General features: G+C 64.2%; 9 protein-coding genes. 8 read left to right on the top strand and 1 reads right to left on the bottom strand.

What is annotated here, in order from left to right; translation table 11 throughout:
* Window positions 1–11 precede the first annotated feature (11 nt).
* Entirely contained in the window at window positions 12–2306 is a 2295-nt protein-coding gene (locus IPP90_14155) for a S9 family peptidase (GenBank protein ID MBL0171836.1), read from the bottom strand.
* 192 nt (window positions 2307–2498) lie between these two features.
* Between IPP90_14155 and IPP90_14150 the strand changes: the two genes are divergently transcribed.
* From IPP90_14150 to IPP90_14115, 8 genes are all read left to right on the top strand, one after another.
* Window positions 2499–3146 (top strand): TetR/AcrR family transcriptional regulator, encoded by a 648-nt coding sequence (locus IPP90_14150; protein MBL0171835.1) that lies wholly within the window; start codon window positions 2499–2501, stop codon window positions 3144–3146.
* Between the two features lie 2 nt (window positions 3147–3148).
* Window positions 3149–3925, top strand: a complete 777-nt coding sequence (locus IPP90_14145; protein ID MBL0171834.1) for a hypothetical protein — start codon at window positions 3149–3151, stop codon at window positions 3923–3925.
* A complete protein-coding gene (locus tag IPP90_14140; GenBank protein MBL0171833.1) occupies window positions 3925–5097 on the top strand; it encodes an alpha/beta hydrolase in 1173 nt (390 codons plus the stop codon). The genes IPP90_14145 and IPP90_14140 overlap by 1 nt, the downstream gene beginning before the upstream one ends.
* A 96-nt stretch (window positions 5098–5193) precedes the next feature.
* Window positions 5194–6585 carry a carboxypeptidase regulatory-like domain-containing protein gene (locus IPP90_14135; protein MBL0171832.1) on the top strand — a complete coding sequence of 464 codons (1392 nt, stop codon included), beginning with the start codon at window positions 5194–5196 and terminating at the stop codon, window positions 6583–6585.
* Window positions 6582–8039 carry a carboxypeptidase regulatory-like domain-containing protein gene (locus tag IPP90_14130; GenBank protein ID MBL0171831.1) on the top strand — a complete coding sequence of 486 codons (1458 nt, stop codon included), beginning with the start codon at window positions 6582–6584 and terminating at the stop codon, window positions 8037–8039. The genes IPP90_14135 and IPP90_14130 overlap by 4 nt, the downstream gene beginning before the upstream one ends.
* Window positions 8040–8079: 40 nt before the next feature.
* On the top strand, window positions 8080–9654 hold the full coding sequence (locus IPP90_14125; protein ID MBL0171830.1) for an FMN-binding glutamate synthase family protein: 1575 nt from the start codon (window positions 8080–8082) through the stop codon (window positions 9652–9654).
* Between the two features lie 361 nt (window positions 9655–10015).
* Complete coding sequence (locus IPP90_14120) at window positions 10016–13222, top strand: hypothetical protein (GenBank protein ID MBL0171829.1); 3207 nt, start codon at window positions 10016–10018, stop codon at window positions 13220–13222.
* Window positions 13216–15549, top strand: a complete 2334-nt coding sequence (locus tag IPP90_14115; protein MBL0171828.1) for a beta-N-acetylhexosaminidase — start codon at window positions 13216–13218, stop codon at window positions 15547–15549. Before IPP90_14120 ends, IPP90_14115 begins: the two co-directional genes overlap by 7 nt.
* Window positions 15550–15626 lie beyond the last annotated feature (77 nt).

Genomic DNA, 15626 nt, shown 5'->3' with positions numbered 1-15626 from the left:
CCGCAATACGCTCACGGTCCCCTGATGGTCGGCTTGGTCTCCGCCGGCGCATCTTCAAGCGTCTTCAGGACATCTCGCCACGAGAACTTGGTACCGGTTCCGAGCACCCAGTAGTTCATCCACGCCATCTCGGCTTCGCTCTTCACCAGTCGATTGCGCGCATCGGGAATGCCGTGCGACGCGCCCGGATACATGAACAGCTCCGTGGGCACCCCGAGTCGCTTGAGCGCCATGTGCAGCTCCACACTCTGGGGACTCGGCACGCGCGGGTCGCCCTCCACCACATGAATCATGGTGGGCGTCTTCGCATTCTTGATGTACTTGATGGGTGACTGCTTCCAGTACGCGTCGAAGTCGTCATAGGGTAGCTTGTTGCCCAGATAGTACTGGCGATTGCGTTGCACGTCGGACTGCGCATACATGGAAATCCAGTTCGATGTACCAGCGCCCGACGAGATGCCCTTGAAGCGGTTGGTGTGCGTGAGAATCCAGTTGGACCAGTGGCCACCCGCGCTCCACCCCAGCACACCCATCTTCGTGGAGTCCACCATCCCTTGCGCGATGAGGGCATCGACACCCGTCATGATGTCGTCATAGCCGGGCGGGAAGTAGTTCCCCACAATGCCGTTCTTGTGCGCTTCGCCGTAGTTGGTCGAGCCGCGATAGTTGGGCTGCAGGATCACCCACCCCTGCCCCGCGTACGTCTGCGCGCCATAACCCCCGTTGAAGCTGAGCAGATCTGCCCCGGCCGGCCCGCCGTGAATCGCCACCAGCAGCGGGTACTTCCTGCCCGGCACGTACCCCACCGGCTTGACCAGCACACCGCCCACCATCTTGCCGTCCTTCGACTTCCAGGTGACTTCACTCTCTTCACCCAGGGCCACTTGCTCGCGAATCCACGGATTGGGATCGGTGAGTGCGACCCACTTCGCCCGCGAGGTGATATCGTCGAGCGTGTTCACCGTGAACATCGTCGGTGGCGTGGCGGGATCGGAGTAGTTCACCATCAGGCGGCGCGTGTCTTCATCCTCACTGACCGACAGCGAGGCCTTCACATCCGTGAGTTGACGCACCTTCCCACTGGCCACGTCCAGCGCGAACAGCTGGTTGGTGGCGCGCCATCCTTCGTTGAAATAGATCGTCTTTGCATCGCGCGACCACCATCCGACGCTGACGTCGCCATCGAGATCACCCAGCTTGCGCCACGCCGCGCCCTTGTCGGCCACCCCGCGCCAGTAGACGCGCGCATTCTTCATGTTGTACGCCGTCATGTCGTCCGACGCCGAGAAGGCCATCGACTTCGAGTCGGGCGAGAAGGACAAGGCGCTTTCGCCGGTCTCGGCGTTGTTCGTCAGTCGCTCGACGGTGTTGGTCTGCGTGTCCAGCAGGTACAGATCGCCATAGATGCCCTGCTCGGTGATGTTGCGCTTGTAGCGGTTGTTGGCCACCCCGGTGAAGCCCACATAGCGCGAGTCCGGCGACACGGTGAATCCCGTCACGGCATATGTTGTGTCGCGCGTCAGACGCGTAGCGGGTCGCGCCGCACCGCCGCTGAGATCAACCGCCCACAGTGACGACACCGGCGCTTCGGCGTTGCGCACGTTCACGGTGAACTTCTTCTCCACGCGCGTCTTCTCGTCCTTGTCCACCGTGTCGGCGGTGGTGAAGTACACACGCTTCGCATCGGGCGCAAAGCGCCACGGCCCCACGCCCGTGGGATGTTTGGTCAGCTGGGTTGGCTTGAGCGAGTCCACCGGCGTTCCGGCCGCGATCTCCGCAATGGCGATGGCGTAGAGTTGCTCCTCGTCAGCCTTGCCCGTGCGGTACACCAGCCACTTCCCGTCCGCACCCACGGCAAAGGTGGACACACCGTCCTTGGCGTCCGTGATGCGGCGCGCTTCACCGCCATCCGGGCGCATCACGAACAGCTGTTGTTGCGCCGCCTGGGCTGCCGGCGCTTCACGATTGGAGGCGAATACAAACGCCTGACCGTTGGGCAACCAGCGCGGGCTGGCTTCATTTTTGTCACGCGTATAGGTGAGCTGGCGTGTGCTGGGCAATCCCCGTTCCGCCGAGACGAGATACACGTCGGATTGCGTGCGCGCGTCTTTCCAGTCGGGCGTGGTGACGGTATACAGGACCCACTTCCCGTCAGGCGACACGGCGGGAGCACCGGCGGCGCGCATGCGTTGCTGATCCATCCATGACATGGGGCGTTTGGTGGCCGCCGACTGGGCGCTCGCGATCACCAGGGGGAGTGCCAGCAACCAGCAGGCGAACGTGCCAACTTTGCGGACGAGAACCACGAACCACCTCGTGAAGAAGGTTCTGCAGCTGATGACCCTGCGACTGGACTGGCAAAAGCTACCGCACCGCGCGGCCCTTGATGAGTGACTGCGGCCCCGGCCGACGCGTCTGGTCACCACCGACTTGACCGCCCGTCAACCGGGCCACAATTTGAATCCGAATACGTATTCGGATACCCTCTCCCGGACAGGATGCACAAATCCCGGCTCCTCACGCCCACCCCGCCGCAGCAGGCCCGCAGCCGCGAAACGCAGGAGGCCCTACTGGCCGCCGCCGAACACGTGTTCGCCGAGGTGGGCATTGCGCAGGCGACCGTCTCGGAGATTTGTGAGCGCGCGGGTGTGGCCGTGGGAACGTTCTATGGGCGCTTTCCTGACAAGGACGCCCTGCTGCTGTTCTGGTACGAGCGGTTCTTCAAGCGCGGTCGCGTCACCTTTGATCGCGCGTTCTCCGACGCCATGTGGGACGGGCGACCCGCCGCCGAAGTCATTCGGGGGTGGGTGCAGTCGCGGGTGCTGCACTATCGCAAGAATCGCAAGCTGCTGAAAGCGTTGTTGTTGTATGTGCGGGGTCGTCCCGCGCCGGAGTTCAAACCGTACGCCGCGCAACTGCAATTGCCGGCGTTGCAGCGACTCAGTGCCCTGCTCGAAGCGCGTCGCGCGGAGTGGCGCCACGCCGATCCGTTGCATGCCATTCCCATGGCGGTCGTCATGATGGAATCGACGGTACAGTCGGTGATCCTGTTCAACGATCACCGTGGCGACGAGCCACAGGTCACCGACGATGAACTGGTGGATCACCTCACCGGTGCCATGCGCGCCTACCTGCAGGTGGCCTGACCGTGCGACGGCGCCGCCTTGGAATTCGCGTGGCACTGTCGCTGGGTACCGCGATCGCATTGGTGACCGGTCCGGTTGCCGTCGCGGCCCAATCCGTTGGCGAAACGGCCATCCGCAGCATCCACGCCCGGTGGCACGGCAAGACCTACAAAACGCTGACCTTCGTTCAGGAAACGCAATTCGGCGATGGCCGAAAGGAAATCTGGTACGAGTCGCTCAAGGCGCCCGGTCTGCTGCGCATTGACATCGCGCCGGGCGACGCCAACGCCCGGTTGATGCTGGTGCGACGTGACTCGATGTATCAGGGCCGCGCAGGCCGCAACGTGGTGGGTCGACCGTTCGTGCACCCGCTGATGGTGCTGTTCACCGACATTGCCGAAAACGATCCGGCCACGACCATCGCCAAAGTCGTCGGATTGGGCATCGATCTCTCCCGGTCGCGCACCGATTCGTACATGGGGAGGCCGGTCACGGTCATCGGTGCTGGCGTTGGCGACTCGATATCGTCGCAGTTCTGGATTGAGAACGACCGGCAGCTCGTGGTGCGACTCATCGAGAAGGAAGCGCGTCCGGGTGCGGGAATCGCCGACACACGCGTGGCGCAGTACGCGCGCGCGGGACAGGGGTGGGTGGAGTCCGAGATCGTGTTCTATCAGGGCGGCCGGATGGCCCAGCGAGAGCTCTACTCGGAGATCAAGACCGACGTGCCGTTGGACGACACGATATTCCAACCGCTGCTGGCCAACGTGCCCGCCTGGATCGCGGCACGCAAGAAATAGTGGCGCCTCGTTCGCTGGCTCAGCGACTGGTGCTGGCGCTTGCGTGGTTCAGCGCCTCCACGGCTGGCGCGCAGGCGCGCGTGGTGCGCCTTCCCTCCAGGGTGCTGGGCGAAACGCGCGTGGTGCACATCAGCGTGCCGCCCAACTATCGATTGGCCCGGCAACGGTATCCCGTGGTGGTGTTGCTGGATGGACAGGCGCGGCCGTTTTTCGATCTGGCCGTGGCCGCGGTTGGCTACGATCTGGTTGGTGATGCGCGCGACTTTGCCATGCCACCGCAGATTGTGGTGGGGATTGAGCAGGGCGACCGGAGTGTTGACCTCTCGCGCAATGATGTGGCGTTCCTGCGCTTTCTCACCGACGAATTGCTGCCCTATGTCGATCGGGAGTATCGCACGGTGCCCTATCGCACGTTGATCGGGCACTCGCTGGGAGGGCGGTTTGCGTTGTTGGCACTGTGTCGGGCTCCGCAGCAGTTCTCGTCGACCATTGCAATCAGCCCGTCAGTATCTGATTCGGTTGCCCAAGCGGTGACGTCGTGTTTGCGCCAGCAGGCGGAGCAGGTACCGACACGCGTGCGACAGTTGGTATTGTCCGCCGGCAGTCTCGAGTCGCGCAGCCTGGCCGGCGTCGTTCGCCTGGAAGGATTTGTGCGCGATTCCCTCGACTCGCGCTGGCGCGTCACGCGGGTGAACGGTGACGGGCTTGGCCACACCGAGACGCCCTTCGTCACGATCCCGGCGGGACTGCGATTCGTGTTTGCGACCGCGATGTGGGAGCTCGGTCGCACGGCGGCCGACAGCCTGATCGGGCACCGTGGCGATCCGCGGAACGTGCTGGACCAGGCGCTTGCCGTGGTCAGCGCACGCGTCGGATTTGGCGTTGCACCGTCGTCCAAGTGGATGGCTGAGGTGGTGCGCGGATATTTGGCGCGCGGTGCGCTTGACTCGGCGGTGGTGGCCGGGCAACGCATGACCGCCGCGTACCCCGAAGAGCTGCTGGGTTACGCGCTGCTGGCCGATGGATTGCTGGCGCGTCGCGACAATGGCGCGGCCCGGCGCGCGCTCACTGACGCATTGTCCATGCTGGACAAACTGGAATGGTTTGACGAAACGCAGCGGGAGCGGCAACGGGTGCATTTCCGCCAAGCGCTGGCGGGGATCGTGCCGTAGGCACGGGAGGCAAGACGATTGATGCTGATGCCTTCATCCACGGCACGCGTGTCGCGGCCACCTAGCCGCTTGGCTGGACTTCGACGTACCGCGCTGATGAGCCTGGCGAGCATTGGTGGCCTGGCCTTCGCGGCTTCGTGCGCCGACGCACAGGATGCGCCGCGCCTGTTTCGCGTTGACGGCATCGCCTATGACAGCCTGGCCAGAGTGCCCTTGCGCCAGGCCTTTGTCTCCATCGTGGCGATCGGCAGAACCGCCACTACTGATGACAAGGGGCGCTTTCGCATGGACAGTGTTCCGGAAGGTCCGCAGCTGTTCACCATGCAACACGCGGCGTTTGACAGCCTCGGGCTGTCGGGGATGTCCTCGCGCGTGTTGGTGCAGCGCGGCATGCCGCGTGTGGTGCTCGCGGTGCCGTCGTTCGGAACGCTGTGGCGCGCCGCGTGCGGCGAGATCCCTGCGCCGCGGGACAGTGCGTTGATGTACGGCACGGTGCGCGATCTTGGCACACAACGCGAAATCGCAGGTGCGACGGTAGACGCGTCGTGGGTGGATCTCGTCGGCGGCGGGAATTCCCTGGCCAGCATTGGTCAGCGACGATGGCACCGCCTCGCGAACACCGATGAACGCGGCGAGTATGCCTTGTGCGGTGTACCGGCGAATACCGCCTTGACGCTGCAGGCCCATCGCGATTCGGCGCCGGTGACGTCAATCGAATTGACACCCATCGCGTCGCGGGTACGTCGGCTCGACCTGCTGGTGGCAACACGCACCGGCGTTGGCTTTGCTCGGTCAGCTGATTCGGTGCCGGGACGCGCGACCGGTTCCCGGCCGCCAACAGACAGCGAGTTGGACCAGTCCACCGGTACCGTGAGCGGCATTGTCACCAACGCGGCAGGGCTGCCGCTGTCGAATGCGGCGGTGGCCATCGACACGATGCCGGAAGTCCGTACAGGTGAGAACGGTCGGTTTTTGGTGAGACACGTACCGCCCGGCACTCGCCAGGCCGCTGTGGTGGTGATCGGGATGCAGCCGTACGTGGTGACGTTTGACGTGCGCGTGGGCGACACGGCGCAGTTGGTGGTGCCGATGACCAGTGTGCAGACACTGTCAGCCGTGAAGGTGAAGGCCAATACCATAGTGGGTATGCGCGAGCGCACCATCGAGGACCATAAGCGGCTTGGGCTTGGCACCATCCGTGATTCCACCGAGGTTGGGAAGTACGCGACCATGTACACCGCCCTCACCACGATCCCGTTCCTCGACGTTCGTGGTACTCCTGGGCGGTTTGCCTTGTCGGCGGGGCGTGTCTGCCCCTCGTTCCGGCTCGTGCTTGATGGTCACCCGGCGCTGCTCGATCAACTCCCGTTGATCGATAACCGGGAGGTCGCGGTGGTCGAAGTCTATCGTCGACTGTATCCCTCCGATCTGGTCATTCCAGCCAAGTGCACCATAGTCGTCTGGACCAAGGCGGCGCTCGGAAAATGAAACGCATCCACCGGCCGAATGTGCGGCGCGTGCTGACTGCGCTGTGGGCGCTCGTCAGTGCCGCGACGGCGGCGGCATCGTACGCGTCGGCGCAATCGACCGCACGTCTCGCTCGAGTGGAAGGCATGGCCTACGACAGTCTGGCCAAACGACCGCTGCGCGATGCGTTCATCTCCGTTGTTGGAACCAGTCGAAGCACCACCAGCGATGAGAAGGGACGATTTCGGCTCGATAGCGTGCCCGAGGGCCAACAGCAGTTCACCATGCAGCATGCCGCGTTTGACAGTCTCGGCCTTTCCGGCGTGTCGGCACGCGTGATGGTGCAGCCGAAGACACCGAAGGTTGTTCTCGCCGTGCCGTCGTTCGAAACGCTGTGGCGCGCGGCGTGCGGTGAGGTGCCCGCCCCCCGTGACAGCGCCCTGGTGTACGGCACGGTGCGCGACGCGGTTGGCGGGCTTGCGCAGGCGGGTGCCCTGGTTGACGTGTCGTGGATTGATCTGGTGGGCGGCGGCAGTTCGCTGGCCAGCATCGGGCAGCGGCGCTGGCGTCGGCAATCCATCACTGATGCCCGCGGAGAATTTGCGTTGTGCGGCGTACCTGCCGGCACGCCGCTCACGTTGCGCGCAGCGCTGGATTCGGCGGATACGCTTTCGGTAAGCGCGCTTGAGCTGGAGGCCACCACCGTGCGGGTTCGGAGACGTGACGTGCTCGTCTCGCGAGTAGTGGCGGCTCCCGCCGTCACGGGGTCTGGTGTTGCGCGCGACAGTATGCCCGTCGCGCCAACAGCCGCGACGCCAACCGGCGTGGTGATCGGCCTGGTGACCAATGCGGCCGGTGCGCCCATCGCCAACGCCGCCATCGCCGTGGAAACCATGGCTGAGGTCCGCAGCGGCGAGGACGGCCGTTTCATGGTGCGCGATGTCCCTGCGGGTTCAAGACAGGTGACCGTCGTGTCCATTGGCCTGCAGCCGTACACCAGCTTCATCAACCTGATGGCCGGCGACACCGTGCGGTTGACAGTTCCCATGAGCACGGCGCAGACCCTCGAAGCGGTCACGGTGAGGGCAACCGTGATGTCGGTGCGAATCCGTGACTTCGAGGAGCGGCGGCGCACCGGATCGGGAGTGGTTCGCGATTCAACCGACATCAAGCGATATCCGGATCTCTCCTCGGTGTTGCGCACGGTGCCCAATGTTGCCATCCGGGGGCGCGGACTGAAGAACCTGGTCTTTGGCATCGGTACACCGCGGCAGTGCGCGGCCATCCGCGATCAGGTGGACTTTCGGATTGACGGCCATCCGACAACCGTTGAAGCGGTCGAGACGCTCGATCCGCTCAGCGTGGCGGCCGTGGAGGTGTACAGTCGCGCGACCAAGCTACCTGGGACCTTGATGACGAAGCTGCAGTACCAATGCGCGGTGTGGGTGTGGACCAAGTTGGGGCTGGGTCGCTAACGACTCAACTCCGCACGCTGGGGGCCGATACTATCACTCCATGCGTACCCTCTTCATTGTCGTGTCAGCCGCCCTGGTGCTTGCCGTGGCGGGAATCTCGTTCGCGTGGCCGCCGATATTGTGGACCTACGTCGTGGTCCTGCCGCTGGTCGCGCGCGGGGTGGCCGACATGGTGCAAACCAAGCAGGCCATCAAGCGCAACTTCCCGCTCATCGGGCATGCGCGATACTTGCTGGAGATGATCCGTCCCGAAGTGAACCAGTATTTCATCGAGTCGAACAGCGACGGCAAGCCGTTCAGTCGCAACGATCGCTCGGTGATCTATCAACGGGCAAAGGGAGAACTCGATACCCTGCCCTTCGGGACGCAGAAGGACGTGTATGCCACGGGCTACGAATGGATCAACCACTCGCTGGCCCCCGTGCATCCCGATCCCACGCATGCGCGCGTTACCGTAGGTGGCCCGGACTGCCTGCAGCCGTACTCGGCGTCGATTTTCAACGTGTCGAGCATGAGCTATGGATCGCTCAGCAAGAACGCCATTCTGGCCCTCAACACGGGCGCCAGGCTTGGCAACTTTGCGCACAACACGGGTGAGGGTGGCCTGAGCCCGTATCACATGGAACCGGGCGGCGATCTCTTCTGGCAGATTGGCACCGGGTACTTCAGCTGTCGCGACAAGCAGGGTCGATTCAATGAGACCGAGTTCGCCAACAAGGCGGTGCTGCCCAATGTGAAGATGGTGGAGATCAAGCTGTCGCAAGGCGCCAAGCCGGGACACGGGGGCATCCTGCCGGCGGCCAAGTTGACGCCGGAGATTGTCGAGATTCGCGGTGTCGTGCCCGGTGAGGATGTCATCTCGCCTCCCGCCCACACGGCATTCTCCACGCCGACCGAGCTGTTGCTGTTCATCAAGCGCCTGCGTGATGCGTCGGGTGGCAAGCCTATTGGATTCAAGTTGTGCGTGGGCAAGCGACATGAATTTCTGGGCATTGTGAAGGCGATGCTGGACACCGGGATCACGCCGGACTTCATCACGGTGGATGGTGGTGAGGGCGGCACCGGCGCGGCCCCGTTGGAATTCTCCGACTCGGTGGGGACGCCGCTCAATGAAGGCCTGTCATTCGTGCACAATGCGCTGGTGGGCGTCAACCTGCGCGACCGCATTCGCGTGATTGCCTCGGGCAAGGTGAACACCGGATTTGCACTGGCCACCAAAGTGGCGCTAGGCGCCGACATGTGTAATGCCGCTCGGGCCATGCTGTTTGCCATTGGGTGCATTCAGGCGCTGCGCTGCAACAGCAATCACTGCCCTACGGGCGTGGCCACGCAAAACCCCGAACTGGTGGCGGGGCTGCATGTGGGCGACAAGTCACAGCGCGTGGCCCGCTATCATCGTGAGACCGTGAAGAGCTTCTTCGAGGTGCTGGGCGCCACCGGGCTGCAGCAGCCCCAGGAACTCAAGCCGTGGTTCATCATGAAGCGGGTGAGCGCCATGGAAATCCGCAGCTATGCGGACATCTATCCGCACCTGGAGCCGGGTCAGCTGTTGACCAGTCCGGCCACGACGGGGATGTCGCGGGCGTGGGAGCATGCGAACGCGATGCACTTCTAGGACTGTGTATTCAAGGCGACTTGACTGAAGGCTGAGTGTGAGCGGTGAGGGGCCGGAGGGGTGAGCAAGGGAAGCGTTGAGGGCGTGACGGGTGAGCCGGCGAGGGGAGAACTCCGTCCTGCCCTCACCGGCTCGCCCCTCTGACGCTCGACGCTTCGGTTGCTCGCCCCTCCGGACTCTCAACGCTCCACCCTCTCCCGGCAGCGGCCGGTCGCGACGCATCGGAGCCGAACCATCGGATTGTCGCGATGGATTCCCGCGACACCACACTCGCTTTCCGGTGGTACCTTCTTCAGTTCGGAGTCAGTTCAGGTTCGCGCCTGTTCACCTCGGCGCGTTCTCCCAATCGAGGAAGTGTTTCATGAAGCGCGCATTCGTCATCGGTAGCAGGCCGCTCGTTGTTCCGGTGTGTCTCCTTGCCGCTCTGGCCGCTCCCGCGGCCGCCCAGCCGTCCGCATCGACTGTCGATCCGCGACTCTACGCGGGCCTCACCTGGCGCAACCTTGGCCCCTTCCGCGCCGGACGAGTGGGCGCGGTGTCTGGGGCGATTGGCCAGCCTGGTGTGTTCTACGCTGGCTACCCGGGCGGCGGGCTGTGGAAGACCACCAGTGCCGGTCAGACCTGGTTCCCAGTGTTCGACGCGATCAAGACCGTGTCGTCGGTAGGCGCCGTGGAGGTCGCTCCATCAGACCCCAATGTGGTGTACGTGGGCACGGGCGACATGATCACCGGTGGCACGCTGGATCAGGGCAACGGGGTGTACAAGTCCACGGATGCCGGTGCCACCTGGACCTCGCTCGGACTCGAAGGCACCCGACATATCCAGACGATTTCCGTGGATCCGAGATCGCCCGATGTTTTGCTGGTAGGCGCGCTGGGCGACCATGTGAATCACAGCGACATGCGCGGCGTGTATCGCAGCACCGATGGCGGGCGAACGTGGGCCAAGACCTTGTTCATCGACAACGAAACGGGCGTCACCAAAGTGTCGCGCGCCTACGACACGCCGGACGTGGTGTTTGCCACGTCCACGCGCCACTACGCGCCGCCGGGCTATGCGGTGGGATCGTATCGCTCGTGGCAGTTCAGTGTGGCCGCGCGTCCGCTGCCCGATACCGGGCGCACCAGTGCATCACTGTACAAGTCGCTGGACGGGGGCGTCACATGGAAGGAGATCGTTGGCGGCGGCCTGCCACGGCATGACGGTCGGATGTCGGTGGCCATCGCCATGGGCACCAACGCGCAGCGCGTGTACCTCATCACCAACAGCGCGCTGTATCGTTCGGACAACGGTGGCACCACCTGGCAGCGCATGGCCGCCGATGACGACCGCATTCACAATGGACAGGGTGGCTACAGCTGCGGCGTGTATGTCGACCCGAAGAATCCGGATCTGGTGTACACCATCAACACCGCCGCATACAAGTCCACGGATGGTGGCAAGACATTCACCGGCATGAAGGGGGCCCCAGGCGGCGACGATCCGCAGCAGATGTGGATTGATCCCACGAACGGCCAGCGCATCTTCATGGGGCTTGACCAAGGCGCGACGGTGTCACTGGACGGCGGCGCGACGTGGAGTTCCTGGTATAACCAGTCCACCGAACAGCTCTACCATCTGTCGGCCGACAACTCGTTCCCGTACTGGGTGTACGCCACGCAACAGGACGCCGGCGCCATTCGCACGCGCATCCGGGGCAACTACGGCGCCGTCACCATGTTTGATTGGAACTCAGTCAACGGCTGGGAATGGGGCACCATCGTCGCCGATCCGCTCAATCCACAGAATGTGTTTGCCAGTGGCAACGGTCTGGTGCGCATGAGCTATCCCAGTGAACAGCGCATCAATGTGAGTCCGGCCATCGACCCGGCCGCCAAGGCACGCACCACCTCATCGCAGCCGCTGGTGTGGGCGCCGTGGAATTCACGTCAGTTGCTGGTGGGACTCAACTTTGTGGCGAGTACGGTGGACGGCGGTGCGCACTGGACGCGTATCAGCCCCGAGTTGGCCATCCCGGCCGGCATGGATTCGGCCACTGCGGCGAACACGCTGGGCGGACGCGGCGCGATTGAATCGCTGGCCGCGTCGCCGGCGGCGCCCGGCGTGATCTGGGCGGGCACCAACAACGGGCTCATTCACGTGACCCGCAATGGTGGCGCCACATGGACCGATGTGAGCATTCCCAACATCCCGAGTCCACGCCGCGCCATGATCTCGGCGATCGATGCGTCGCCCCATGCCGCAGGCACGGCCTATGTCGCAGTGGAGTACCTGCGGATCGGCGAGCACACGCCGTACTTCTTCCGCACGCGCGACTTCGGCAAGACGTGGACGAAGATTGTCACCGGCCTCCCCGCGGATGAGCCCAGTGGCAGCTTTGCCCGGGTGATACGCGCCGATCCCAAGAAGGCCGGACTGTTGTTTGCCGGGACCGAAAGCAGTGTCTATGTGTCGTTCAATGATGGCGACCTATGGCAGTCGCTGGCGATGAATCTGCCCAATAGCCCCGCGCGCGACCTGCTGATCAAGGGGAATGACCTGCTGGTGGCCACGCATGGTCGCGGACTGTGGGTAATTGACGACATCTCGATGCTGCGTCAGGTCAACTCAACCATCGCGGCCAAGCCCGCGCACCTCTTCGCGCCTGGGCTCACCACGCGAGTGCGCCGCAACGTGAACGACGATACGCCGTTGCCGCCGGAAATCCCGCACGCGGTGAATCCGCTGGATGGTGTAATCATCGACTATTGGCTGGGCGCGTCGCCGTCGGGTACGATTGCGGTTGATATCCTGAACGCGAGTGGGGCCGTCGTGCGACATCTCACGAGTGTGTTGTCGGCGCCGGTACCGGAAGCCGCCAGGCCTCCGCATCCGAACTTCTGGGTGGCGCCGCCTACCGCTTTGCCAACAAGTGTCGGCATGCACCGCGTGAACTGGGATTTGCGATACGATGCGCCGCCCGCGTTCTCGCACAGCTTTGAAATCAACGCTACTCCGGGATTGACGCCCGCCACACCGGAAGGCGCACTGGCGCCGCCTGGGGTGTACACGGTGCGGCTGACGATCGGTGGCACGCCCATGTCGCAGACCGTGACAGTGCGCAACGACCCGCGTTCCACCGCGACGCCAGCGGCGCTGGCGGCGCAGCATGACCTGATGATGCAGATCACGGCCGGGATGCGCGCCGCCTGGGACGCACAACAACAAGTGACCGCGTTGCGTACGGCGCTGTCGCAAACCTCCGGTGCGAATACCGAAGTGACTGCGGCTATTGCCACACTTCGTGCCGCATTGGATGCGGCAGTGGGCAGCGAAACGGCACGCGTGACGTTCCGTAGTCTGAATGGCGCGTTGGCCAGCCAGTTGACCGCTCAGGACAATGCGGACTTTGCGCCGACTCCTTCCATGCGCGCCGCATTTACGGCGACCTGCCGCGATCTTGCCACCGCCCACACGTCGTGGCAGCGCCTGGTGCAGCGTGACGTACCGGTGGCCAACGCCATTCTATCGCGTCATCAGATTGCGCCGTTGACGCTGCCGCGCGCGGAGGTTCCGCCACGGTGCTGAATCGTGGGCATTTCGTCGGCTGGGCACGCTGGCTCGTAGTCGCCGCGGGACTAATCGCGGGAAACCGTGCCGATGCGCAGAGCGCAGCGGCGCAGAGCGCAGCGGCGAACCTGCTGCCACGTCCGCTGCGTGCGGAGCTGATGTCAGGGTCACCATTCGTGTTGCCCGACACGGTGCGGATTGTGATCCCGTCGGGTACCGGTGCGATGCGCGAAGTCGCCGAACTGCTGGCCACCGAGCTTTCTCGTAAGACCGGTCTGACGACGCGTGTCGTGCGTGAAGGCACTGGACGTCTCGACGGCATTCATCTCGATACCCTGCTCGCATCCGCCAACGCCGAGGCGTACGAGTTGGAGGCGGGCGCACAGTCCGTGTTCATTCGCGGCGCTTCCGCGGCCGGAGCACGATGGGGTGCGCAAACTCTCCTGCAACTCCTTGAACCATCGGTCGGCCGAGGCGCGACCTCATGGTCGATCGCCGCCGTGCGCATCAGCGATGCTCCGCGATTCGGCTGGCGTGGATCGATGGTGGATGTGGGGCGTCATTTTCTGCCGGTACGCGACATCGAACGGCACATCGACCTGCTGTCGCGCTACAAGATGAACACGCTCCACTGGCACCTTACCGACGATCAGGGTTGGCGCATCGAGATCAAGCGCTATCCGCGCCTCACCAGTGTGGGCGCCTGGCGGCGAGAAGCCGATGGTTCTCGCTACGGCGGCTTCTACACCCAAGCGCAGGTTCGCTCGCTGGTGGAGTACGCGCGCCATCGCGGCGTCACTATCGTTCCGGAAATCGAGATGCCGGGGCATTCCTCGGCGGCGCTGGCGGCCTATCCACAACTTGGCTGCACTGACGCCCGCATCGAAGTACCCACCACGTGGGGTGTCTTCGCCGACGTGTACTGCGCGGGCAAGGAAGAGACCTTCACGTTCCTGTTTGGCGTCCTCGATGAAGTGATGGATCTCTTCCCGTCACCGGTAATTCATCTGGGCGGCGACGAGGTCCCCAAGGATCGTTGGAAAGCCTGCGCGGTCTGTCAAGCCGTGATGACGCGTGAGCGTCTGGCCAACGAGGAAGAGCTGCAGAGCTGGTTCATGCGTCGCGTGGCCGCGCATGTCGCGCAGCGCGGCCGCACGGTGATGGGCTGGGATGAAGTGCTGGACGGACCGTACGTACCGGGCGGGATGGTGCAGTCGTGGCGGGATTCCTTGTACACACGCAAGGCCGTGGAGCGCGGATTCGACGTGGTGGCTTCACCCAGCGACTTCACGTATCTCAATCGCTCGGCGGCTGAGCTGACGGTGGCGGGCGTGTACGGATTCGACCCCATGCCCCATGCGCTGGGCAAGGAGCAGGCAGCACGTGTGCGCGGCGGAGAGGTGCCGTTGTGGAGCGAGCACATTGTGTCGGGTGCCAATCTCGAACTGATGGCGTTGCCGCGATTGCTGGCGTTCGCCGAGGTGCTGTGGAGTGGCCCGTCGCGCGATGTGGGCAACCTGCAACGGCGACTGGAGGTGTCGCATGTACCGGCGCTTCGTTCCGCCGGCTATGCGGTGGGTCCTGCCGACCAGTCGATCGCATCGGTGGCGGTACGGTACGACTCGATCGCGCGCCGCCCGATGCTGTCAGTCCGGTCGCTTGCCGATGGCATTGTCATGCGTGGTACAACCGACGGGAGTCGGCCAACGTCCGCATCACGACGCTATGTGGATGGAGCGACGTTGGCCGCGGCAAGAACTGTGCGCTTGCAGGCGTTCTGGGGCGCGCGTCCGGTGCTGGAAGAGCGACGCGTGACGATGGTGCGGCACAATGGCATCGGCGCGCGAGTGCGTACGACGCCCGCCGTTGATGCGCGCTATCCCGGCACCGGGCCCTGGAGTCTCGCCGACGGGTTGCTGGGCAGTACCGAGCATGGTGACGGGCTGTGGCAGGGGTGGTGGGTACCCGATGTGGACGTCACCCTTGAACTGGCCGTGCCCACGGATGTCGCGCGCTTACAGGTGGATTTCCTGCAGAATGTGCGGTCGTGGATTGTGCTGCCGGCTACGGTGGCGTTTTCGTTTTCGCTTGACGGTGTGGAATGGTCGGCGCCGTTGATCGCCCGGCATGACGTGCCGGTCAGTCGCGAAGGCGCCGTTCGTCAGCCGTTTGCTGTGGCGGTGCCATCCGGACGGCGCGTGCGATTTATTCGCGTTCAGGCGCGGTCTGCTGGACCATTGCCGGCCGGCCATCCTGGTGCGGGGCAGCCGGCGTGGTTGTTTGCTGATGAGGTATTGGTGACGGCGAGGAGACCTCAGAGCGTACGGCAACGCGGCAACGATTGAACCGCGAAGTACGCGAAGTACGCGAAGTGTCTTGGCGCGCACCTTGGCGAACTTGGCGTACTTCGCGGTTCAATGTT

It is taken from the genome of Gemmatimonadaceae bacterium (assembly GCA_016720905.1).
GTDB lineage: Bacteria > Gemmatimonadota > Gemmatimonadetes > Gemmatimonadales > Gemmatimonadaceae > Gemmatimonas.
The sequence above is the reverse complement of the archived record's forward strand: the minus strand, read 5'-3'. Positions and strand labels throughout refer to the sequence as shown.